The sequence below is a fragment of the Knoellia koreensis genome (assembly GCF_013041615.1).
GTDB lineage: Bacteria > Actinomycetota > Actinomycetes > Actinomycetales > Dermatophilaceae > Pedococcus > Pedococcus koreensis.
In genome coordinates this window covers 318229-339608 of record NZ_JABEPQ010000003.1, presented here as the reverse complement: position 1 = coordinate 339608, position 21380 = coordinate 318229, and the positions used below count along the sequence as shown (strand labels likewise).

Below are 21380 nucleotides of genomic sequence, written 5' to 3'. Positions count from 1 at the left end.
CGTCATTACTTGCCGGTAACTTCCATGGTGCTACTCACGAGTAACGAATGCAAGCCCCTGTGCGTCACGCCACCCGTACGGCCGATCCGGCGCGGCCCGCAGTGCCGACCCAGCGGGTCGCGAGAGCCCGCGCGGCACGGTCGGCGAGCAGGCGGCATACTCGCGTCCCATGAGTGGGCAGGATCCGCACGACGGCAGCCGCGTCGTGGCGCAGGCGCGCGCCGACCTGGCCGCCGGCCGCGAGTGGCAGGCGCGCGAGGCGCTCGTCACGCACCTGGCCCGCGCCTACGACCCGCCGGCGCTGGAGCTGCTGGGCGAGGTGCACGAGACGATGCGTGACCTGCCGGCCGCGGGCGCGGCCTGGTTCGGCACGACCCGGCGCGGCGCCGACGTGGACACCGCGATCGCCGCGTGGCGGGAGCGGTATGCCGACGACTTCCCGGCGATGTGGCGTTCCCTGCCGCGGCCCGTGCGTGAGCACGAGGGCAACGCGCGCGTCGACGCCCTGCGGCGCCGGGCCGACGCGGTGACGCCGGCGCCGGCCACGCCCCGGGCCGAGGGTGGCGTCGAGCCGGGCGCCGACGATGACAGCAACGGCGTGGACGGCGCCGTGGTCATCGCGATGATCCTCGCGGCCCTGTTCGTCGTGTTCGCGGTGATCGGCTTCATCTGGGTGCTGACCTGGATCGTCCCGAACTGAGTCGCTCGCACTGAGGCGCTGGTCCCTTACCGCCGTTCAGGAACCTTTCCCGACGGTCCGCTCGTTGCCGCAACGCCACGTCCGAACCCCAGGCGCCCTGTTGCCGCGCCTCCCGAACGGAGCTTCCTCGCTGTGAAACGCAACGTCCTCGTGTCCGGTGTCATCGTCGCGCTGTTCGTGGGGGTGATCGGCGCGGTCCTGGCGTTCGCACCCGACCGCGGCTCAGGCGGCCCCGGTGGCGGTGGCGGCGGTGGCGGGGGCGCCGTCGATGCCGCGACCCTGGTGCGCGAGAACAGCCACCGGCTGCAGACCGCAGCCGACGGCAAGGTGACGGTCGTGGAGTTCCTCGACTTCGAGTGCGAGGCGTGCCGGGCGGCATACCCGGTCGTGGAGGACCTGCGCGCGAAGTACGAGGGCAAGGTCACCTTCGTCCTGCGCTACTTCCCGATCCCGAGCCACCAGAACTCGATGAATGCCGCGGTCGCTGTCGAGGCCGCAGCGCAGCAGGGCAAACTCGAGCCCATGTACAAGAAGATGTACGACACCCAGGCGCAGTGGGGTGAGCAGCAGGAGAGCAGGGCGCCGCTGTTCCGCCAGTTCGCCCAGGAGCTGGGACTGGACCTCGCGGCATACGACAAGGCCGTCGCCGACCCGGCCACCCAGAAGCGCGTCGAGGCCGACCGCAACGACGGTGTCGCCCTCGGCGTGCAGGGCACCCCGACCTTCTTCCTCAACGGCACCATGATCCAGCCGCAGTCGGTGCAGGACTTCGAGGCCAAGATCGATGCCGCCCTCGCGAAGTGACGTCGCGCCGGCCGCGGAGCCGGTGAGCGACGACGAGCAGGCGGACCGCGCGGACGGCCACGAGGCATCGGCGCGTCCGTCGCGAGCGGTCGTCGTCGCCCTCGCCCTCAGCTCGGCTTTCGGGCTCATCGCATCCTTCACGCTCCTGCTGGAGAAGATCCGCGGACTCCAGGACCCGGCATACCGGCCGTCGTGCAGCCTCAACCCGGTCGTGAGCTGCGGATCGGTCATGAACTCCGAGCAGGCCGGCGTCTTCGGCTTCCCGAACCCGATGATCGGGGTCGCGGCCTTCGGTGCCCTCGTCGCGATCGCGCTCGCGCTGGTGGCCGGCGCTCGGTTCGCGCGCTGGTACTGGTGGGGGATGCTCGCGGGCACGACGTTCGGGCTCGTGTTCGTGCACTGGCTCATCACGCAGTCGCTCTACGAGATCAACGCCCTGTGCCCCTACTGCATGGTCGTCTGGGTGTGCACGGTGACGGCGTTCCTCGCGGTGGTGTCGCACCTCATCCGCACGAGCCCGGCGCGCCTGCCGGGCTGGGTGCGCGGGCTGCCCGGGTGGGCCATGGTCATCGGCGTCATCTGGGTCGTGGCGGTGGCCGGGCTCATCGCCGAGCGGTTCTGGTACTACTGGCAGACGCTGGTCTGACCTACCCTTCGAGCATGGCAAGGACGACGGCGGCGGACGAGGCGGTGCTCGGGCTCGATGCCTGTGTCGAGCGCGTCGTGCACCCCGACCGCGTGCAGCTCGCGGTCGACGCCGCGCTGCCGGCGGAGTCGCTCGGTCAGGCGGCCGCGTTGTTCAAGCTGCTCGGTGACCCGACGCGGGCGCGGCTGCTGTACGCGTTGCTCGAGGTGGGGGAGCTGTGCGTGTGCGACCTCGCTGCGGCGACCGCGACCCAGGAGGCGACGGTGTCGCAGTCGTTGCGGCTGCTGCGCGCCTCGGGCGTCGTCACGGGTCGCCGCGACGGCCGGCTCGTCTACTACCGCCTCGCCGACGCCCACGTCCGCATGCTGCTCGACCTCACCCGCGAGCACGTCGGCCACGAGGGGTCGAGTGAGGGACAAGACCCCGGTATGCCGGGTGTTCGCCACTAGCGCGGAGGTGCGGCATGCGTGGGGTCCCGGTCGGTGTCGGGTTCGCCCTCGTCGCGCTGGCGCTCGCGGGCTGTGGCGGCGGCGCGCAGACGATGGAGGCGGCGGACGGGACGCAGGTCTTCGTCGGGCGGTCTGAGTCCGACGGAGCTGACGCGCTGCTCGAGGGGCCGCTCGCAGTGCTGGACGGCTGCCTCGGCGCAGGGGAGCAGGTCGTGGTCTGGCCGCACGGAACCACAGTTGTGGACGACGACCCGTGACGGTGACGGTGCCCGGCAACCGGGGCGAGCTGCGGGTGGGTGACCAGGTCAGGCTTGGTGGCGGGGTGGCGCTGGAGCCGGCGCCGTCGAGCGTGGCTGCGGAGCCGCTCGAGGTCGCGGGCGTGACCGTGCCCGCGACGTGCGCCGGCCATGGTGTCTGGATGGCCTCCCCGGCCGACTGAGCCGGTTCGTCGCTCCGGAAGCCGCTTCCTCGGGTTTCCGCCCACACCCCTCCAGCCCCACCTGGCCGACCCGACCGGGCTGGTTCAGGACGTGATTTCGGGGGTGGACGCGGACTTGGGCATTGTGAGAGAGTCCTCTCGAAAGGGTTCTCTCACAACTTGGCAAGGGGTGCGCGATGGCCAACCCGTATGGCGACATCGAGCTGGGGGCGCGGGGGATGCGGGCGCTGGCGCACCCGGTGCGGCTGGCGATCCTGCACCAGCTGCAGAACAGCGGCCCCAGCACGGCGACCGCGCTGGCGCCGCTCGTGGGCGCCACCCCGTCCGTGACCAGCTGGCACCTGCGCCACCTGGCCGAGCACGGCCTGGTGCGCGACGCCGAGGTGGAGGGCGACGGGCGCCAACGGTGGTGGGAGGCGGTCGGCACCGGGTTCCGGTTCGCCGCCAGCTCCGAGGAGGACTTCGACGCGGCCAAGGTGCTGGGTGGGGTGCTCATGGAGCAGGCTGCCGGCCTGCCAGCCCAGTGGGCCCGTGAGGTCGAGCCGTTGCTCGACATCGAGTGGCGTCGTTCTGCGGGCCTGTCGAACACCACGTTCGAGGTCACGGCTGACGAGCTGGCCGCGTTGGAGAGCGCCATCGAGGACCTGATCGCCCCCTACGTGCGTCGCAAGAGCAGCGGGGACAAACCGGTCGACGCGCGATCCGTGCGAATGCTGCGGTACGTGCTGCCGGAAGCGGAGCGGGTCGACGAGGACGACGACGAGGACGCATCGTGACCGATACCGCTGCGCCACAACGACTTTCACGCGACCGCAGGTTCGTCCGCTTCTGGGTCGGAGACGGTGTCTCGCAGTTCGGCGACCGCATCACCGAGCTCGCGATCCCGCTCATCGCCGTCACGTCGCTGCACGCCAGCGCGCCGGTGGTCGGGTTCCTCACGGCCGCCGTCTGGGCTCCCAACCTCGTGTCGCTGCTCATCGGCAGCTGGGTCGACCACCAGCAGCACAAGAAGCGCCTCATCGTCGCGGCCGACCTGCTGCGGTGCCTCGTGCTGCTGTCGCTGCCGGTCGCCCACTGGTTCGGCGTCGTCACCATCGCACAGCTCTTCGTCGTCGCCCTCGTGGCCGGACTGGGGCAGGTGCTGTTCCAGACGGCATACGCGCCGTTCTTCGTCTCACTGGTCCGCCGTGACCAGTACGTCGAAGCCAACAGCATGCTCAGCACCACACGGTCCCTGTCCTTCGTCGGTGGCCCGGCCCTCGGCGGTGGGCTGATCCAGTGGCTCACCGCGCCGGTGGCGGTGCTGGTCGACGCGCTGTCGTTCGCGTTCTCCGCGTTCATGGTTCGCGGCGTGCGCGTGGAGGAGCAGCCGGTCGTCAGGGATGACGCGAGCTCCCTGGGTCGGCGGGCGTGGGCCGGTCTGCAGTTCGTGGGGCGCCACCCCTACCTGCGGGCGTCACTGGCCTGCGTGACCACGATCAACTTCTTCAACTTCGTCGCGTCGGCACTGGTGATCCTCTTCGCGAGCCGCCACCTGGGCCTGTCGGCCGGGGTCATCGGTCTCGCGCTCGGCATCGGCGCCACCGGTGGCGCGCTCGGTGCGATCACCGCGAGCCGCGCCGTCAAGGTCATCGGCGTAGGCCGCACGGTCATGACCGGTGTCGTCCTCTTCTCGGTGCCGTACGCCTTTCTGCCGCTGGCGGGTGGGTCGACGTGGAGCCGGGCGGCAGTGCTCGGTGCGGTCGAGTTCGTGAGTGGCTTCGGCGTCATGTGGCTCGACGTGCCGCTCAACGCCCTGCAGACCGCGGTCATCCCGGATGCGTTGCGCAGCAGGGTCGTCGGCGCCTTCTCGACCATCAACTACGGCATCCGGCCGCTGGGGGCGGTGCTCGGCGGTCTGCTCGGCGCGTGGCTGGGCGTCGAACCGACGCTCGTGCTCGCCGGCGTCGGCGGTGCGCTCGCAGTCCTGTGGCTCATCGGGTCGCCGATCGCGCGCACTCGCACGATCGACGACCTCGACGAGGTCCAGCCCGACCCTCTCACCTCACGATGAGCTCGCGCACCTCCGGTGGGGCGGACCCCGGGCTGAACAGCAGCCGGACACCGCTCACCTGCCACGCCGGGTCGACCGCAAACTTCGCGTAGGGCGCGGTTGGGTCGAGGGCGCCGACGGTCGTCCAGGTGTCGCCCCGGCGCACCTGGACCTCACCGGCCGCCGTGCCCACCACGACGACCTCGTTCACCGACTGTGCCGGGGTCACGTTGGCGGTCAGGTGCGCTCCCTCCACGGGTGCCGCCGCTGCCACGAACGCGGTCGCGGGGTTGGCGTCGAAGGCGAGGCCGGCGCCCGATCCCGGCTTGGCCCGGACATTGGTCTCGTAGGCGGTCGAGGGCGGGCTCACCGTGAACTCGCGGATCTTGACCCACTGTCCGCCGGGGTTGTCAGCGGCCGCGCGCAGTCGGACGTACCGTGCCTGGGCTGGGGCGTCGAAGGTGTAGCGCACCACAGGCGAACTGGAGAAGGTGCCTGCCGAACTCCACGTCGTCCCGTCGGTGGAGTACTCCAGCGCAGCGTTGTAGAACATGTCGCCGGTCTCGGTGTCGTTGTCGGCCTGGTGGATCTCGACGTCACCGACCGGCTTCACGGATCCGAGGTCGACCTGGACCCACCTGCCGGCGTTGCCTGCGGTGTTCGACCAGTAGAGCGTCGACAGGTCTCCGTCGACCATGCGGCTGACGGCGTTGCCGCCATAGGTGCCCATGGAGCTCGACGCGGTGGCCGGGTATGCCGGTGTGCTGACCGGCGTGGCGCCGAGCCACTTCACGTACTCCGCCTCGGCCTTGGCGACGAAGGCCTCGAAGGTGCCGTCGCCGACGGCGGGGACGATCACGTCCTTGCGGACGGTGCCGTCGCCGCCCTGGTCGTCGACCGTGGGCTGCTTGGCCTTGGCAGCCCACTCCTGGGCGGCGAGGTACTCACGCGTCGCGGGGACGCCGTCGCCCGCGTCGATCGCCTCCAGCATCGCGACCTCGTGCCGCAGGGCCGTCGCCCACTGCGACGCGGCAGTGATCCACGGCTCGGCGTCGGAGGCGAAGCCGGGCTGGGCCATGGCGGTGAGGGTGGTGGGGAGCGCCCGGATGCGCTCGAGCCGGCTCATCAGGGCGGTCGAGCCACCTGACCCGCCGCCGGTCCTGGCCGCCCAGAAGGCGTCGACGTCCGCGTTCAGCTCGGGCGCATACACGACCGCCTTCCGGTACGGCCAGCTCTGGTTGAGGTCGGCGAACGTGCGCAGTGCGGTGCGGACGGAGTCCTTGGGTCCGGCCAGCTCGTCGAGCACCGCGCGCATGGAGGCTGCCGGGTCGTATGCCGGGCCGTTCCACGTGTAGTCGGCGTAACCCGCCAGTGCGGGCAGTGAGGCGTACGGCTGGATCATCGGGTTGGACGTGAAGCCGTCGATGTGCTGGTAGAGGTCGGGTGCCCGACCGGTGAGCGGGTTGAGGAAGAGTCGCCCGCGGCGGCCGTCATTCACAGGGAAGTTGTCCCAGATGTAGAGGTGGTCGGTGCGGTAGGACTGGGCGGCCCGGGTCACCGACGGCACCGTGATCGTGTCGGAGAAGACGCCCTCGCCGGTCCACTGGATGCGCACGTCGTCGTCGAGGCGCTCGCCGAACTCTCCCTTGTAGGGGTCCTCGCCGGAGCCGCTGTAGTTGGTCGGAACCGTCTGGAGCGCGGGCAGGCCCTTCGGCTCGAGGTACTCGCGTTGGATGCGGTTCAGGTAGTCGGCCTGTGCGTCGGCGAGCCAGTGCCAGTCCCCGGTGTTCGGGTACTTCTGCCGGTCGGAGTCGCAGGTGAAGCGCAACGGGATGTCGTCGAGGGCGATGTAGAAGGACCGCACGCCGAGGGCGCGCAGCTGCTCGAACTTGGTGATCGTCGCGTCGAAGTCGGCCTGCGAGCTGTAGCAGATGTCGTTTCCGGGTGAGAGTGCGAAGGTGAAGTCGACCTTGTTGGCCGTCGCGCCGGTCACGAGCTCACGCATCCGGTCCAGGGCCGGGCCGTCGTACAGCTCGCGCCACTCGGCGCGCAGGAGGCGGTCGTCCTTGGGCGTGTAGATGTAGGTGTTCATCTTGTGCCGGCCGTAGAACTCGAACTGGTCGAGTCGTGCCTGGTGCGACCACGGGATGCCGTAGAACCCTTCGATGGCGCCGCGGATCGGCATCAGGGGCCAGTCCCTGATGGACGCCCCGGGCACCTGACCGGCCTGGACCAGCTGGCGCAGGGTCTGTGCCGCATAGAACGTGCCGCGCTCGTCCACGCCGTTGAGCGCGATGACCGGTCGGTCCTGATAGCGGCCGCTCACCAGCACGTAACCCTCGGGCCGCAGGTCGGCTGCGTCCTTGCTGCCCATGCCTGACACCACGCGCGAGATGCCCGGGTTGCCCTGAACGGTTCCCAGCCACACCTCCTTGCCCTGGCCCGAGGACGATGCCGAGACGACGGCCCTGCCCCCGGCGGCGGTGACGATTCCCCGCACCACGTCGACGGCGGCCGGGTCGGGTGCGTCACCCGTCACGATCGTGACGCGTCCCGACAGCGGCACTCGCGGCCCGCCCAGTGTCATCTGCTGCGGGGTGGGGAGCACCTGTGGTGGGTCGGAGGTGGCCGCCGTGGGTGCGGCCGGCACCGCTGCGGCGGGGACCGATGAGAGGATGGCGCCGGCCGCAGCGATGGCGGTGAATGCGGCGGTGACCATGCCGGCTCGTCGCGGTCGGAGGCGGTGGGCGGTGGCGGACGGTCGGGTGGTCATGGGCTACTCCTCCGCGGGTGCTGACCGTTTTGATGACTGGATCTGATCGATATGGGTCACAAGCGATCAAGGTCAAGCGTCACATCGCCCGACGCTAGACCGCTTTGGGCGGGATCGCCACGGTTCGCGGGGTATGGAGTTCGTAAATACCGACATCGCTAGGCTCGAGGCATGCAGTCGCCAGCCCAGGGAGCCGTGCGCCTGGCGCGGGCGGCGGGTCTGGCGGTGAGCGCCTTCTCCCTCGCCGCGGGTGCCCACCTCGCCGGAGGCGGCAGTATGCCGGCTGGCGCCTGGTCGGCGGCCATCCTCCTTCTCGTGTTCACCGGGTCGGTGCTCGTGACCGGCCGACGACTCGGTCCGGTCGCGGTCGTCGCATTGCTGGGTGGCTCGCAGCTGGTGCTGCACCGTGCGTTCGAGTTCACCCAGCCCACGGCTGTGGCGTGTGTCCCGGCGATGCCTGAACACGCTGGACACGTGGCGGGATCCGTTGCCGTGTGCGCGGATTCGTCCGTGACGGGCGCGGCCATGCAGGGCATGGACCACTCCATGGGTGGCGGCTGGGCGATGTTCCTGGCGCACTCGGTGGCCGCCGTGCTGCTCGGGCTCCTGTTGGCGCGCGGGGAGGCTGCAGTCTGGTTCCTGGCCGCACTCGTGGCGCCCCGTTGGCGAGTTGTGGTGCGGCCTCCGGTCAGGCCGCGCGCCCTCCGGGTGGCGTGGCAGGCGCCCGCCCGTCCACGTCGTGAACCTGTCCTCGGCGGAGTGGGTCGTCGGGGCCCACCGCTGTCCCTCGCGACCCTCGGCTGACCCGGACCGTCCGACCCGACGTGCGGGTGGCCGCTGCCGGTCGCAGACGACCCACCCCCTTCCGCTCCACCTCGACTGTGGCCGCGGACCCCCAATCGTCGTAAGGACTTTCGTACATGTTCAGCCTGCCCACCCACCCCCGCCGCCACGCGGCATACCCACTCGTCCTGGTCCTGGCAGTCCTCGCCGTGCTCACCCTCGGCAGTGGCCCGGCGTCCGCCCACTCGGCACTGAAGTCCACCAGCCCCAAGGCCTCCAGCACCGTGCCCACGCTGCCGGGCGAGGTCACGCTGTCGTTCAACGAACAGCCGCTCGAGCCGGGAGCCGTCGTCCGCGTCACCGACCCGACCGGCGCGGTCGTGTCCGACGGCAAGCCCACGATCGGCGACCGCATGATCAGCCAGAAGGTCAAGACGGCGCAGGCCCCCGCCGGCGCGTACAAGGTCTCGTGGCGCGTCACGTCCGAGGACGGTCACCCGATCTCCGGAACGTTCGGCTTCACCACCCGCACCGCAGCCGCCGCGCCCACCGCGGCTGCGCCCTCGACGACCACGTCGCCCGAACCCACCGCCACCACCGGTGCCGCGACGCCAACCGTCACTGCGAGCCCGACCTCGAGCCCGACCGCGAGCGCCCAGGCCGCGCCGGGGTCGACCGACGGGGACAAGGGCTCGCGCACCGGCGTGCTCATCGCGCTCGGTGCCGCCGTGGTCCTCGTCTTCGGTGGTGCCGCGGCCTTGCTGCTGGCCCGCAACCGACGCCAGGAGGACTGAGCCCCTGGGTCGTCAGCCCGCGGCTCCCTTCGCGGTCGCTGTCGCGGGAGCCGATGACGGGAGCCGTCGGCCCGCGGCTCGCTTCGCTCGCGGGCGGCCTCCTCCCGATTCCCGGCGCGACTTCCATTCAGAAAAATTGATGGCCCCGACGAAAAGCGTGTCGGGGCCATCAATTTTTCTGAGCCGATGACGGGAGCCGTCGGCCCGCGGCTCGCTTCGCTCGCGGGCGGCCTCCTCCCGATTCCCGGCCTGCCTCTGAGTCGCATTGCAAAGGGCCCCCAGACGGAAAAGCGTGTCTGGGGGCCCTTGCAATGCGAGCCGATGACGGGAATCGAACCCGCGTGTCCAGCTTGGGAAGCTGGCGCTCTACCATTGAGCTACATCGGCGTGCACCACCGGATCCGGTGGTGCGGCAGGCAGTCTAACCGACACCGCAGCCCCGCCAGACCACCCCCGCGAGGGCCTCGCGTTAGTCTCTGCACGTGCTGCTCAGCGACCGCGACATCAAGGCCGAGATCGACAAGGGACGCGTCGTCCTCGACCCGTGGGACCCCGAGATGATCCAGCCGAGCAGCGTCGACGTGCGCCTCGACAAGTTCTTCCGGCTCTTCGACAACCACAAGTACCCCTACATCGACCCCTCCGAGGAACAGCCCGACCTCACCCGCCTCGTCGAGGTCGACCAGGGGGAGCCGTTCGTGCTGCACCCCGGCGAGTTCGTCCTCGGCTCCATCTACGAGGTCGTCACCCTCCCCGACGACGTCGCCGCCCGCGTCGAGGGCAAGTCCAGCCTCGGCAGGCTCGGCCTGCTCACCCACGCCACCGCAGGCTTCGTCGACCCCGGCTTCACCGGCCACGTCACCCTCGAGCTGTCCAACGTCGCCACTCTCCCCATCAAGCTGTGGCCAGGCATGAAGATCGGCCAGCTCTGCTTCTTCCGCCTCTCCAGCCCCGTCGACAACCCCTACGGCTCGAGCAAGTACGGCTCCCACTACCAGGGCCAGCGCGGCCCGACCGCGAGCAAGTCGCACGAGAACTTCCGTGCCATCGACGTCTGACCCATCCGCGGACCGGTCGGTGTCGAATCGTGCCCGACACCACCGCCCGTACCGCAGGAGCACCGCTTGCCCGCACAGCTGACCTGGCCCGTCGAGCCCGATGGGCCCAGCGCCGTCGTCCTCGTGCTCCACGGCGGCCGCGACCGCAGCCAGGCGCCGGTCCGCGAATGGCAGACGGCCGTCCTGCGGATGCGACCGTTCGCGGGCGCGCTCGCCGACGCCAGCGACGGCCGCATCGCGGTGGCAGCCATCCGGTATGCCGTACGCGGCTGGAACGGTGCCGCGGCCAGTCCGTTGCGTGACACCGAGCTCGCGCTCGAGCAGGTGACCGGCCGCCACCCCGACCTGCCGCTCGGGCTGCTCGGCCACTCGATGGGTGGCCGCGTCGCCCTCCAGCTCGGCGGGGACGAGCGGGTCCGCGCGATCGCCGCGCTCGCACCGTGGGTCGAACCGCAGGACCCGGTGCGCAGCCACCCCGGCCTGCACGTCCTCATCAGGCACGGCACCCGTGACCGCATGACCTCGCCCAAGCGTTCCAAGGCCTACGCCGAAGCCCTTGCCGCGAGAGGCGTCGACGTCACCTACGAGTCAGTCAGCGGCGGTGACCACGCCATGCTGCGGCAGGCGTCGCAGTGGCACCAGCGGACCGCCGACTACCTCGTGCGCCAGCTGCTCACTGACTGAGCCTCACGGACTGGGCGCGGCGCACAGCTCGTCGCACAACCGTTCCGCCAGCTCGAAGTCGCCGCTGAGGTCGCGGTCGTCCACGTCGTCCGGCAACCGCTCGACCACCCGCCATGCCGGCGCGAGCCCACCTCTCGGCATCCTGCCGCGCAACCGCACCGCGCGGGTCGCGCAGACCAGCTCGACCGCGACCAGGCGCCGGTATGCCGCGAGCGCACGTCCCAGCCGGGCCGTCGCCTGGGGTGCGAACGAGGCGTCGTCCTCGATGCCTCTCGAGACGTGCGCCGAGTGGATGGACGAAGGCGCGGCAGCACATTCACGAACGATCGAAAGTGCAGACGTGGCAACGTATTCCGCCACGAGCGCCCCTGACGACCCGGCCTGTTCGCCGGCGAGGAAGAGCGGCAGGTCCGAGTCGCGGTCGGTGAGCAGGTGCGAGATACGCGACGTGCCCGCCTGGGCCGACCGCACCAGCGCCGACAGGGTCGCGTCGACGGCCACAGCCAGGTGTGCCGCATGGAACCCGCCGAAGTGGGCCACCACGCCGGCGTCCTCGAGTCCGAACCGCGGGTTCTCCGACCCCGCGTTGGCCATCGCTTCGACCACCGCCCGCAGCTGCGCGACCGCATCCACGACGGCGCCGTGTACCTGCGGCCACGTCCGCAACCCGAAGAAGTCCTGGATGTGCTGCGGCGCGAGCCCCTCGTCGAAGAGGAGGGAACGCAGTGCCGACGCCACCGAGCGCGAGCCCGCGAACGGCATACCCTGCTCGGCGGTCTCACTGAAGGACTCCGGATTGCCTTGCAGCGCAACGAAACTCAGTGCGCACGCCACCGTGGCGGCATCAGTCAGTCGTTCCAGCTCGTCAGCCAGCAACGCGGCCTCGGCGACCGTGAACGCGTTCGACGACATCAGGGGCAGGGCGTCGTCGGCGCCCATCGCGAGGTCGGTGCGGCGTTCGCCACCCGCGCGTGGGCGTTCCCCGGCGAGCGCCAGCCCCACCTCGGCGAGCGCGGTGAGGTCACCGGTGCCGAGCGACCCCAGGCGGTGGACCACGGGCAGGTCGTCGTCGGGTCCGTTCACGAGCGCGGCCACGGCGGTCACCAGGTCGGTGCGCGCGCCGGAGGTGCCCACGAGCAGCTGGTTGACCCGCACGGCGAGGGCCGCGCGGACCGTCGGCGCGGCATACACCTCGCCCCACCCGGCAGCGTGCGAACGCAGCAATCCCAGCCCGTGCCCGTCCGCGCCGTCGGTGAGCTGCTCGCGGGCCGCGCCGACCCCGGTGGTGCGGCCGTAGACCTCGCGCCGGTCGGCGACGTCGAGGGCGGCTGCGGCGTGGGCCGCGACCCGCTCCAGGGCGGTCGGGTCGACGGCCACCGACACGCCCGTGGCCACGCGGGCGAGGGCGGACAGGTCGAGCCCTGACCCCTGAAGCAGCACCGGATCCTCGCTCACCGCGCCAGTATCACCGGCAATCCCTACCTTGGTGTAGGCGACATCGTCCGACCCACCAGTTAGGTTGATTCGCATGATCGTGTTCGACGGCGTGACCAAGAAGTACCCCGATGGCACAGTCGCCGTCCACGACCTCACCCTCGAGGCCCCGACCGGCAAGATCACCGTGCTCGTCGGGCCGTCCGGCTGCGGCAAGACGACCTCCCTGCGGATGGTCAACCGGATGATCGAGCCCAGCTCGGGCACCATCAGCCTCGACGGCAAGGACACCGGGCGGATGAAGGCGTCCGAGCTGCGCCGCGGCATCGGCTACGTCATCCAGCACGCCGGGCTCTTCCCCAACCGCACCGTGCTCGACAACGTCGAGACCGTGCCGCGGCTCGTGGGCATGGGCAAGAAGGAGACCCGCGACCGGGCGATGCAGCTGCTCGAGCAGGTCGGCCTCGGCGCGGACTACGCCAAGCGCTACCCCTCCCAGCTCTCCGGTGGCCAGCAGCAGCGCGTCGGGGTCGCGCGCGCCCTCGCGGCGGACCCGCCGGTGATGCTCATGGACGAGCCGTTCAGCGCGGTCGACCCGGTCGTGCGCGACCAGCTCCAGGACGAGTTCCTGCGGCTCCAGGACGACCTCGGCAAGACGATCATCTTCGTCACCCACGACATCGACGAGGCCATCAAGATGGGCGACCAGGTGGCGGTCATGCGCGTCGGCGGCTACCTCGCCCAGCTGGCCGAGCCGGCATACCTGCTCGCCCACCCGGTCGACGACTTCGTGGCGGACTTCGTGGGACGCGACCGTGGCTACCGCGGCCTGTCCTTCCAGGCCGCGCCGCGCCTGCCGCTCGCCTCCGAGCGCACCATCACCCTCGGCGAGTCTGCGCGCGACGTCGACGACGACTGGGTGCTCGTGGTCGACGGTGACAACCACCCGCTCGGCTGGGTCGAGCCGCGGCGCATCGACGGCGAGGTCACCAGCGAGCGACTCCACCGCGGCGGCACCGTCGCCCGAGCGAGCGGCCCGCTGCGTGCGGTGCTCGATGCAGCGCTCTCGAGCCCCAGCCGGCGCGGCGTCGTCGTCGACGACTCCGGCGCCCTCGTCGGCACGGTCCGCCCGCACGAGGTGCTCACCGCGATCGAGGAGGCCGAGCGCCCCGTGGTCGAGAACCCCGACAACCCCGGGGCGCCGGCGGCCTGACATGACCTGGTTCATCGACCACCTCGGCGAGGTCTGGGACCTCGGGCGCCAGCACGCCGTCCTGGCCGGGCTACCCCTGCTGCTCGGGTTGCTGATCGCCCTGCCGCTCGGCTGGCTAGCGCGCCGGTTCCGCTGGCTCTACGCCCCGTTCACCGCCGGGTTCGGGTTGCTCTACACCATCCCCAGCCTCGCGCTCTTCGTGATCCTGCCGCTCGTCACCGGCCGCGGCATCCTCGACCCCTTCAACGTCATCGTGGCGATGACCCTCTACACCGTGGCGCTGCTGGTCCGCACGGTCGCCGACGGGCTGGGTTCGGTGCCGGGTGCCGTGACCAACGCCGCCACGGCCATGGGCTACACACCGGGCAAGCGGTTCTTCGCGGTCGAGCTGCCCCTCGCGGTGCCCGTCATCTCGGCCGGTCTGCGCGTCGCCGCCGTCAGCAACGTCAGCATTGTGAGCGTGGGCACCGTCATCGGCGTGCAGCAGCTCGGCCTGTTCTTCAGCGACGGCTTCAACCGACAGTTCTACGACCCCATCGTCGTCGGCATCGTCGCGTGCATCGTCCTCGCGCTGCTCTTCGACGCCGTCATCCTGGTCGTCACCAGGCTGCTCACGCCGTGGCTGCGCGCGACGGGAGCCCGCGCATGATCGCCTCCACCTGGCAGTGGCTGACCGACCCGGTGAACTGGTCGGGCCCCGGCTCGATCCCGAACCAGATCCTCACGCACCTCTGGTACTCCGCCATCGCGCTGTTCGTGGCGTCACTCATTGCGATCCCGGCCGGCCTGGCCATCGGGCACACCGGTCGCGGGCGGTTCTTCGGGGTCAACCTCGCCGCAGCCGCCCGCGCCATCCCCAGCCTGGGCCTGCTGTTCCTCATGGTGCTGTGGCTGTTCCCGAAGTTCTCGGGCAGCTCCGGCTCGGCCGCCTTCGTCGTGCCCAGCCTCATCGTGCTCGCGGTGCTCGCCATCCCGCCGATCCTCGCCGGCGCCTACGCCGGGGTGGAGGGCGTCGACCCGGCCGCGCGGGACGCGGCCAAGGGCATGGGCATGACCGGGATGCAGGTGCTGCGCCGGGTGGAGATCCCCAACGCCATGCCGCTGATCTTCTCCGGCTTCCGCTCGGCCACCCTGCAGGTCATCGCCACCGCGACCCTCGCCGCCGTGGTGGGCGCGGACGGGCTCGGGCGGTTCCTCATCGACGGGCAGAAGATCCGTGACTACCCGCAGATGGCCGGCGGCTCGCTCGTGGTCGCCATCCTCGCGCTCGTCGTCGACCTGCTGCTGGGCACGATCCAGCGGTATGCCGTGTCGCCCGGGCTCACCGGTCGGCGCACCTCGGCGTCGCGGCGCGGCCGCTCCGACGGGGTATCGGGGTCCGCGGAGTCCGCCGGTCGGTCAAATACCCCCCTCGATGTAGAGATTTCCGATCCGCGGCGTACCGTGGACAGCCAACCCAGTTGACGGGCCGTCCGTCGACCCTCCGGGAGGAACAGAACCCATGAAGCTCAAGCGAATCAGCGTGACCGTGGCCGTCGTGGCGGCCCTGCTCGGCACCGCTGCCTGCGGTGGTTCCGGCGGCGGCGACCCGCTGGCCACCAAGTCGTCCAGCTCGGGCGGCGGCGGGGACAGCAGCGCCATCACCGTCGGATCGGCCGACTTCCCCGAGAGCGCCCTGCTGGCCGAGATCTACGCTGGTGCCCTCGAGGCCAAGGGCGTCAAGGTCAACAAGAAGCTCAACATCGGTGCCCGCGAGGCCTACATCCCGGCCCTCCAGGACGGCTCGATCGATCTCATCCCCGAGTACACCGGTGTGCTGCGTGACTACTTCAAGAAGGACATGCCGGGCAAGGACTCCGAGGCCGTCTACACCGAGCTCAAGGGTGTCCTGCCGGGCACGCTGACCGTGCTCGACAAGTCGGCCGCCGAGGACAAGGACGCCCTGGTCATGAAGAAGTCCAAGGCCGACGAGCTGGGCGTGAAGTCGATCGAGGACCTCAAGGGCAAGAGCCAGGACCTCGTCGTCGGTGGCCCGCCGGAGTGGAAGACCCGCATCACCGGCCTGGTCGGGTTCAAGCAGATCTACGGCCTGGAGTTCAAGCAGTTCCGCCCGCTCGACGCCGGTGGCCCGCTCACCCTGCAGGCGCTGAAGAACGGTCAGATCGACGCCGGTGACATCTTCACCACCGACCCCAACATCCAGACCGCGGACCTCGTCGCGCTGGAGGACCCGAAGAACATGTTCGCGGCCCAGAACGTCGTGCCGCTCATCACCAAGTCCAAGAGCAACGACACCATCGCCGGGGCCCTCAACGCCGTGTCGGCCAAGCTCGACACCGAGACGCTGACCAAGCTGCTCAAGCAGGTGGTCGTCGACAAGAAGGACGCCGACGTGGTGGCCAAGGACTTCCTCAGCCAGGCCGGGCTCAGCTGACGGGAGTCGACCCGACCCACGCGTGAGGCGGGGTATGCCGCGGAGCCAGCGCCGCGGCATACCCCGCCTTTGTGCTGTCCGGCGAGCCGGCCTCCACCTCGAAGGGCCGGGTGGCGCTCCCCCAGAACGCCACCCGGCCCTTCGTGCTGGCCCTCCCACCAGGAGCGGAACCGGCTCCGCGGGTGACGCCCCTCCTCGCCGCCCGGTGGTGCTGGTTCCTGCCTCGGGAAGTAGCCTGCCGCGGCGCTTTCCGCAGGACATCAGTGAAACCACCGATATTGCGCCCGTAGGTGTCGATAGCCTCAGTTCGTGCTCACTCCGTGCATCGGTCGGGACGAGGTCATCGCGCAGCTGCGCAACCTCGTGGACGAGCACCGCTGGGTGACGCTGACCGGTGCGCCGGGCTCGGGCAAGTCACTCGTCGCGCAGCACACCCTCGGCGCCCGGGCCCGCGTGTGGGTGCGCGCCTCCGCCGGCGACACCCGCGAGTCGGTCGTCGAGTCGTGCCTCGAGGCTCTCGAAGGCGAACGAATCCCCGGTGACTCGCCGACGTTGGCCCTCAAGCGTGCCCTCGACGGCCGGGACGTGCTGCTGGTGCTCGACGGCGTCGACGCCATCGACGGTCTCGGCGAGCTGCTCACGGACCTGCTCGAGGACGCCGCCACCTGGCGGCTGCTGTGCACCGCGCAGACGATGGCCCGGCGACCGCACGAGCGGGTTCTGCGGCTCGCCCCGCTCAAGGTGCCCGAGCCGAGTGAGCCGCTCGACGGCCCGGCGCTGGAGCTGCTCCTGTCGCGGATCGCGACCGCCGGCGGGCACCTCGTCGACCTCGACCAGCACGAGGCCACCCTGCGCAAGCTGCTCAGCGCCAGTGGCGGACTGCCGTTGCTGATCGAGCAGCTGGCGGCGCAGATCGCGCTCGTAGGCGTGTCCGACGTCGTGCCGGTGCAGTCCATGGAGGACGCCGTGCGCGCCTCCCACGCCCTGCTGGGTCCCGATGAGCAGCAGTGCTTCCGGCGGCTGGCCGCGGTCGGCCAGCCGATGAGCCTCGACGTCCTTGCGGAGGTGTGCGAGGTGTCGCGCCCGCAGGCGGTGCAGCTGGCAGGCGCGTTGACGCGGCGCAACCTCGTCGAAGTCGGCGCGGACGGCCGGTTCGGGATGTTGGCTCCCCTGCGCGAGGTGGGCCGGTCGCTGGCGGCGGCGTCCGGTGACGACGTCGCAGCCCGCGCCGGGCTGGTGCGGTGGGCCGATCGGGTGTTGCCGGCGGACTTTTTCACTGGGGCGTCGGACCAGCCGTGGTTGTCGGAGGTGGAGCTGGTGGCGGCCTCGGTCGCGGACGCCTGCGCGCACCCGGCCACCCGCGACAAGGGCTACGAGCTGGCCAACCGCGCCTTCTCCTCGCTGTACACCGCGATGCGGCCACGCGAGGCCGTGGAGCTGCTGGAGGCGGTGCTCGACAGCGGCGACGGGCCACCGCTCGTGGGCTCGCAGCTCGCCCGCCGGGCCGGCATCTGCGCCTCGGAGGTGCGGGGGACCTACGAGGGAGTGCGCCTGCTCGACCGCGCGGAGGAGCATGCCAACGCGCTGGAGTCCGAGGCAGACCGCGACCTCGAGCAGGCGCGCAACGCCGCCATCCGGGCCGAGATGCACCTCGACGCCGGGGACCTGCCCCAGGCCCGGGCCGACGCCGAGCGGGCCCTCACCCTCGACGGCAGCGACTACGTCATCCGGCAGGCCCGCCGCACCCTCATGGACGTCCTCGTGTCCACCGGCGACTGGGACGAAGCCGAGCAGCTCGCCCAGCTGATCCACGACTCGCCGCCGGAGGAAGAGCGCTGGATCTCGTTGTCCGCGTTGACCTTGCAGGCCCGGATCGCGTTCGAGCAGGGCCGGGTCGTCGAGGCGCAGTCGCTGGCGCAGTATGCGCGCGACCAGGCCGTCGCGATCCACGAGGACCGGATCGCCCTGCTCGCCGACACGCTGCTGCGCCACATCACCGGTGAGCCCGGGGAGGTCGTGGACACCGAGCACCTGCCCTGGGCGGTGCGGGTCGTCGTGGCACTGCAGGAGGCCAGGGAGCTGCTGCCGGTGGACCCGGCCCGCGCGGCGGGGCGGGCCGCGGACGTCGTCGTGCTGGCCGACAGCAGCCGGCTCGGTCGGGACGCCGTCGAGGCGCGCACGCTCGTGGGTGACGCGTTGGTCGTCCTCGGCGAACCCGACCAGGCCCAGAGCTCCTACCTGTCGGCGCTTCGGCGCGCTGCCGAGATCGGTATGCCGATCCAGGTCGCCCACGTGCTCGACGCACTGGCCGCCCTCCTGCGCGCCCAGGGCAAGCCCGCCCACACCCAGCTGTCCGGTGCGGCGGCCGCGCTGCGGATCTCCCGCGGAGCGGTGGGCCGGTCGCGGCCGGGTGTGCCGTACGTCGCCGGGGTGCCGGGGGACTGCCCGCTCGGGTGGGTCATGCAGGGAAGGCTGACCGTCGCGGGCGCGGCGGCGATCCCCGCGCTGTTCCGCCCGGCCTTCCCCGGGCCGATGGTGGCCACCCCGCTCGACTCGCTGACCAAGGCTGAGCGCGCCGTCGCCGAGCTGGTGGCCGAGGGCCTCACGAGCCGTCGCATCGCCGAGGAGCTGTTCGTCTCACCCCGCACGGTGGACGCGCACCTGTCGCACATCTACCGCAAGCTCGACATCGGCTCGCGCGCCAAGTTGGCGGCGCTGATGGCCGAGGTCGCCTGAACTCAGGCGGGCTGGGGTGCCGGGTCGGGGTCGGACGGTGCCGGGTCCGACGGCTCGGGCTCGGCAGCGGCGTCCTCGGCCGGTGGCTCGGGACGCTTGACCGCGGCGAGCAGCATCTGGGCGACGTCGACAACCTCGACGTCCTCGCCGCGACCCTCGGACTGGGCAGCGGTGAGGCCGTCGCTCAGCATGACCCGGCAGAACGGGCAGCCGATGGCGATCCGCTCGGCGCCGGTGCCGATGGCCTCCTCGGTGCGGTTGACGTTTATCCGCGTGCCGAGCTTCTCCTCCATCCACATGCGGGCACCGCCGGCGCCGCAGCAGAACGACTTCTCCTTGGTGCGCTCCATCTCCTTGAGCTCGACACCGGGCAGGGCCCCGATCAGCTCACGCGGCGGGGCGTAGACGCCGTTGTGGCGGCCCAGGTAGCAGGGGTCGTGGTAGGTCACGGACTCCGCGGTGGAGGCGGCGTTCTTGTTGCTCGACTTGCCCGGCACCTCGGCCGGGCGGGCGACGGGCACGAGCTTCTTCTCGCGCACGAGCCGGTTGAGCAGCTGCGTGTGGTGCACGACCTCGTACTTGCCGCCGAGCTGCGGGTACTCGTTCTTGATCGTGTTGAAGCAGTGCGCGCACGTGACGACGATCTTGGTCGCGCCGACCTCGTTGAGCGTCTCGACGTTCTGCTGCGCCAGCATCTGGAAGAGGAACTCGTTGCCGGCTCGGCGGGCCGAGTCACCGGTGCAGGTCTCGCCGTCGCCGAGGATCGCGAACGTCACCCCCGCCTGGTCGAGCAGCTCAGCCACGGCGCGGGTGGTCTTCTTGGCGCGGTCCTCGTAGGCGCCGGCGCAGCCCACCCAGAACAGGTAGTCCACGTCGTCGGCGCTTTCGACGTCCTGGCCGAGCACCTTGATCTCGAACGGCAGGTCCTTGGCCCAGTCCATCCGCGCGCGGGCGTTCATGCCCCACGGGTTGCCCTTGTTCTCCAGGTTCTTGAACAGGCCGCCGAGCTCGGACGGGAACGCCGACTCGATGAGGTTCTGGTAGCGGCGCATGTCCACGATCGTGTCGACGTGCTCGATGTCGACCGGGCACTGCTCGACACACGCGCCACAGGTGGTGCACGACCACAGGACGTCCTGGTCGATCACCGCGTCGGGGCCGTGCGGGTTGTATGCCGCGAGCGCGCCGATGTCGGGGACGACGCCATGGGTGCCGTCCCCGCCCTTGGCGGCGGACGCGGCATACCCGGTGTCTCCGATGAGGGGCACTTCCTGGAGCTTGGCCGCGTCCTCGCCCATCTCGGCGCGGGCCGACTCGGACGCGAGCTGCCACGGGGCGCGCGCGTGGACGTTGTCGCGCAGCGTCATCATGAGCAGCTTGGGGGACAGCGGCTTGTCGGTGTTCCACGCCGGGCACTGGCTCTGGCAGCGGCCGCACTCGGTGCACGTGGTGAAGTCGAGCAGGCCCTTCCAGGTGAAGTCCTCGACCTTGCCGACGCCGAGCGCGGCGTCCTCGTCGAGCTCCTCGATGTTCTCGAAGTCCAGCGGCTTGCCGTCGACGAGCATCGGCTGGAGCGCGCCGAGCGACGTGCGGCCGTCGGCGTGACGCTTGAACCAGATGTTGAAGAACGCGAGGAAGCGGTGCCACGCAACACCCATCGTCGGCGTGAGCGCGATGGTGATCATCCACGCGAACGAGATGAGGATCTTCACGGCCGCGACGACGACGATGGCGTTCTCGAGGGCGCTGACCGACAGGCCGTCGAAGAGCCCGCCGAGCCACGCGGTCATCGGGAAGTGCAGTGCGGTGGCGGTGTCTGCGCCGGTGGCCTTGCCGAGCGCGTACTCGAGGCCGCGCAGGGTGAGAATGCACAGGGTGACGCCGAGGATGGTGAGCTCGACGTAGTAGGCCTGCCAGAACGTCGACCCGAAGAAGCGGGACCGGCGGCCGCCCTCGCCCTGCGCGCGGCTCGGCTTCTTCAGCTGCCGGATCGCCATCAGCGTGAGGATGCCAACGAGGCCGGTCCAGGCGAAGAACTCGGTGACCCACTCGTACGGCGGGAAGTGGCCGATGAGGGGGAGCGTCCACTCCGGGCTGACCAGCTGGCCGAACGCGTTGACCAGCGTGAAGAACAGCACGCCGAAGCTGATCATGGTGAACCAGTGCGCCACCGCAACGACCGGCAGCCGCGACATGCGCGTGTGGCCGAGGAACTCGCGGACCAGCGTCAGCGTGCGCCGGCCCGGGTCGTTCGTGCGCGAGTGGTCGGGCTGGCCGAGCTTGAACGTCGCGACGAACGACCGGTTGATGGTGCGGACGAACAACGCGACCGCCACGAGCGTCACGGGGATGGTCACCACGAGGGCGACGACCTGGAGCGCAGACATGCCGGCCACTCTAA

The 21380-nt window shown here is 70.8% G+C and carries 20 protein-coding genes and 1 tRNA gene; 17 read left to right on the top strand and 4 right to left on the bottom strand.

Annotation, left to right across the window (positions count from 1 at the left end):
• Positions 1 to 169: 169 nt before the first annotated feature.
• The 8 genes from HJG52_RS15140 to HJG52_RS15105 all read left to right on the top strand — a co-directional run bounded on the left by HJG52_RS15140 (position 170) and on the right by HJG52_RS15105 (position 5091).
• Positions 170 to 700, top strand: coding sequence for a hypothetical protein (locus HJG52_RS15140; RefSeq protein WP_171244443.1), 531 nt, complete (start codon positions 170 to 172; stop codon positions 698 to 700).
• 132 nt (positions 701 to 832) lie between these two features.
• Positions 833 to 1504: a thioredoxin domain-containing protein gene (locus HJG52_RS15135; RefSeq protein WP_171244442.1), complete on the top strand. Its 672-nt coding sequence runs from the start codon at positions 833 to 835 to the stop codon at positions 1502 to 1504.
• The gene (locus tag HJG52_RS15130) at positions 1485 to 2150 is read left to right on the top strand and encodes a vitamin K epoxide reductase family protein (protein ID WP_171244441.1); all 666 of its coding nucleotides are present in this window, start codon (positions 1485 to 1487) and stop codon (positions 2148 to 2150) included. The genes HJG52_RS15135 and HJG52_RS15130 overlap by 20 nt, the downstream gene beginning before the upstream one ends.
• Positions 2151 to 2164: 14 nt before the next feature.
• The gene (locus HJG52_RS15125; protein WP_171244440.1) at positions 2165 to 2599 is read left to right on the top strand and encodes an ArsR/SmtB family transcription factor; all 435 of its coding nucleotides are present in this window, start codon (positions 2165 to 2167) and stop codon (positions 2597 to 2599) included.
• Between the two features lie 14 nt (positions 2600 to 2613).
• Complete coding sequence (locus tag HJG52_RS15120) at positions 2614 to 2856, top strand: hypothetical protein (RefSeq protein ID WP_171244439.1); 243 nt, start codon at positions 2614 to 2616, stop codon at positions 2854 to 2856.
• Positions 2853 to 3038, top strand: coding sequence for a hypothetical protein (locus tag HJG52_RS15115; protein ID WP_171244438.1), 186 nt, complete (start codon positions 2853 to 2855; stop codon positions 3036 to 3038). Before HJG52_RS15120 ends, HJG52_RS15115 begins: the two co-directional genes overlap by 4 nt.
• 176 nt (positions 3039 to 3214) lie before the next feature.
• On the top strand, positions 3215 to 3814 hold the full coding sequence (locus HJG52_RS15110; protein ID WP_171244437.1) for a helix-turn-helix domain-containing protein: 600 nt from the start codon (positions 3215 to 3217) through the stop codon (positions 3812 to 3814).
• Positions 3811 to 5091, top strand: coding sequence for an MFS transporter (locus HJG52_RS15105; RefSeq protein ID WP_171244436.1), 1281 nt, complete (start codon positions 3811 to 3813; stop codon positions 5089 to 5091). Before HJG52_RS15110 ends, HJG52_RS15105 begins: the two co-directional genes overlap by 4 nt.
• Here HJG52_RS15105 and HJG52_RS15100 read toward each other — a convergent pair.
• Positions 5078 to 7843: a glycoside hydrolase family 84 protein gene (locus HJG52_RS15100; RefSeq protein WP_206070864.1), complete on the bottom strand. Its 2766-nt coding sequence runs from the start codon at positions 7841 to 7843 to the stop codon at positions 5078 to 5080. The two genes, HJG52_RS15105 and HJG52_RS15100, sit on opposite strands and share 14 nt — an antisense overlap.
• A gap of 171 nt (positions 7844 to 8014) precedes the next feature.
• Between HJG52_RS15100 and HJG52_RS15095 the strand changes: the two genes are divergently transcribed.
• Complete coding sequence (locus HJG52_RS15095) at positions 8015 to 8647, top strand: hypothetical protein (RefSeq protein WP_171244435.1); 633 nt, start codon at positions 8015 to 8017, stop codon at positions 8645 to 8647.
• A 116-nt stretch (positions 8648 to 8763) separates the two neighbouring features.
• The gene (locus HJG52_RS15090) at positions 8764 to 9420 is read left to right on the top strand and encodes a copper resistance CopC family protein (RefSeq protein WP_171244434.1); all 657 of its coding nucleotides are present in this window, start codon (positions 8764 to 8766) and stop codon (positions 9418 to 9420) included.
• Between the two features lie 316 nt (positions 9421 to 9736).
• On the opposite strand, the gene HJG52_RS15085 is transcribed toward HJG52_RS15090, so the two are convergent.
• Positions 9737 to 9807 (bottom strand) — tRNA-Gly (locus HJG52_RS15085).
• A gap of 95 nt (positions 9808 to 9902) precedes the next feature.
• On the opposite strand from HJG52_RS15085, the gene dcd reads away from it, so the two are divergent.
• Together dcd and HJG52_RS15075 are read left to right on the top strand one after the other, a co-directional pair.
• The gene (gene dcd, locus HJG52_RS15080) at positions 9903 to 10478 is read left to right on the top strand and encodes a dCTP deaminase (protein WP_171244433.1); all 576 of its coding nucleotides are present in this window, start codon (positions 9903 to 9905) and stop codon (positions 10476 to 10478) included.
• Between the two features lie 66 nt (positions 10479 to 10544).
• A complete protein-coding gene (locus HJG52_RS15075) occupies positions 10545 to 11162 on the top strand; it encodes a dienelactone hydrolase family protein (protein ID WP_171244432.1) in 618 nt (205 codons plus the stop codon).
• A 3-nt stretch (positions 11163 to 11165) separates the two neighbouring features.
• On the opposite strand, the gene HJG52_RS15070 is transcribed toward HJG52_RS15075, so the two are convergent.
• Complete coding sequence (locus HJG52_RS15070) at positions 11166 to 12617, bottom strand: aromatic amino acid lyase (protein WP_171244431.1); 1452 nt, start codon at positions 12615 to 12617, stop codon at positions 11166 to 11168.
• 73 nt (positions 12618 to 12690) lie between these two features.
• Between HJG52_RS15070 and HJG52_RS15065 the strand changes: the two genes are divergently transcribed.
• The 5 genes from HJG52_RS15065 to HJG52_RS21730 all read left to right on the top strand — a co-directional run bounded on the left by HJG52_RS15065 (position 12691) and on the right by HJG52_RS21730 (position 18979).
• Entirely contained in the window at positions 12691 to 13809 is a 1119-nt protein-coding gene (locus tag HJG52_RS15065; protein ID WP_171244430.1) for an ABC transporter ATP-binding protein, read from the top strand.
• A 1-nt stretch (position 13810) separates the two neighbouring features.
• A complete protein-coding gene (locus HJG52_RS15060; RefSeq protein WP_171244429.1) occupies positions 13811 to 14458 on the top strand; it encodes an ABC transporter permease in 648 nt (215 codons plus the stop codon).
• Positions 14455 to 15273, top strand: a complete 819-nt coding sequence (locus HJG52_RS15055) for an ABC transporter permease (protein WP_171244428.1) — start codon at positions 14455 to 14457, stop codon at positions 15271 to 15273. The genes HJG52_RS15060 and HJG52_RS15055 overlap by 4 nt, the downstream gene beginning before the upstream one ends.
• A 37-nt stretch (positions 15274 to 15310) precedes the next feature.
• Positions 15311 to 16243 carry an ABC transporter substrate-binding protein gene (locus HJG52_RS15050; RefSeq protein ID WP_171244427.1) on the top strand — a complete coding sequence of 311 codons (933 nt, stop codon included), beginning with the start codon at positions 15311 to 15313 and terminating at the stop codon, positions 16241 to 16243.
• 309 nt (positions 16244 to 16552) lie between these two features.
• A complete protein-coding gene (locus tag HJG52_RS21730; protein WP_171244426.1) occupies positions 16553 to 18979 on the top strand; it encodes a LuxR C-terminal-related transcriptional regulator in 2427 nt (808 codons plus the stop codon).
• A 2-nt stretch (positions 18980 to 18981) separates the two neighbouring features.
• Here the strand turns inward: HJG52_RS21730 and HJG52_RS15040 are convergent, their stop codons facing one another.
• Positions 18982 to 21366, bottom strand: a complete 2385-nt coding sequence (locus HJG52_RS15040; RefSeq protein ID WP_171244425.1) for a (Fe-S)-binding protein — start codon at positions 21364 to 21366, stop codon at positions 18982 to 18984.
• Positions 21367 to 21380 lie beyond the last annotated feature (14 nt).

Excerpts from the sequence above, each read along its gene's own strand:
- HJG52_RS15140 (WP_171244443.1), top strand. The coding sequence starts at position 170 with ATGAGTGGGCAGGATCCGCACGACGGCAGCCGCGTCGTGGCGCAGGCG.
- HJG52_RS15130 (WP_171244441.1), top strand. The coding sequence starts at position 1,485 with ATGCCGCCCTCGCGAAGTGACGTCGCGCCGGCCGCGGAGCCGGTGAGC.
- HJG52_RS15125 (WP_171244440.1), top strand. The coding sequence starts at position 2,165 with ATGGCAAGGACGACGGCGGCGGACGAGGCGGTGCTCGGGCTCGATGCC.
- HJG52_RS15120 (WP_171244439.1), top strand. The coding sequence starts at position 2,614 with ATGCGTGGGGTCCCGGTCGGTGTCGGGTTCGCCCTCGTCGCGCTGGCG.
- HJG52_RS15110 (WP_171244437.1), top strand. The coding sequence starts at position 3,215 with ATGGCCAACCCGTATGGCGACATCGAGCTGGGGGCGCGGGGGATGCGG.
- HJG52_RS15100 (WP_206070864.1), bottom strand. The coding sequence starts at position 7,843 with ATGACCACCCGACCGTCCGCCACCGCCCACCGCCTCCGACCGCGACGA.
- HJG52_RS15095 (WP_171244435.1), top strand. The coding sequence starts at position 8,015 with ATGCAGTCGCCAGCCCAGGGAGCCGTGCGCCTGGCGCGGGCGGCGGGT.
- HJG52_RS15090 (WP_171244434.1), top strand. The coding sequence starts at position 8,764 with ATGTTCAGCCTGCCCACCCACCCCCGCCGCCACGCGGCATACCCACTC.
- HJG52_RS15065 (WP_171244430.1), top strand. The coding sequence starts at position 12,691 with ATGATCGTGTTCGACGGCGTGACCAAGAAGTACCCCGATGGCACAGTC.
- HJG52_RS15060 (WP_171244429.1), top strand. The coding sequence starts at position 13,811 with ATGACCTGGTTCATCGACCACCTCGGCGAGGTCTGGGACCTCGGGCGC.
- HJG52_RS15055 (WP_171244428.1), top strand. The coding sequence starts at position 14,455 with ATGATCGCCTCCACCTGGCAGTGGCTGACCGACCCGGTGAACTGGTCG.
- HJG52_RS15050 (WP_171244427.1), top strand. The coding sequence starts at position 15,311 with ATGAAGCTCAAGCGAATCAGCGTGACCGTGGCCGTCGTGGCGGCCCTG.
- HJG52_RS15040 (WP_171244425.1), bottom strand. The coding sequence starts at position 21,366 with ATGTCTGCGCTCCAGGTCGTCGCCCTCGTGGTGACCATCCCCGTGACG.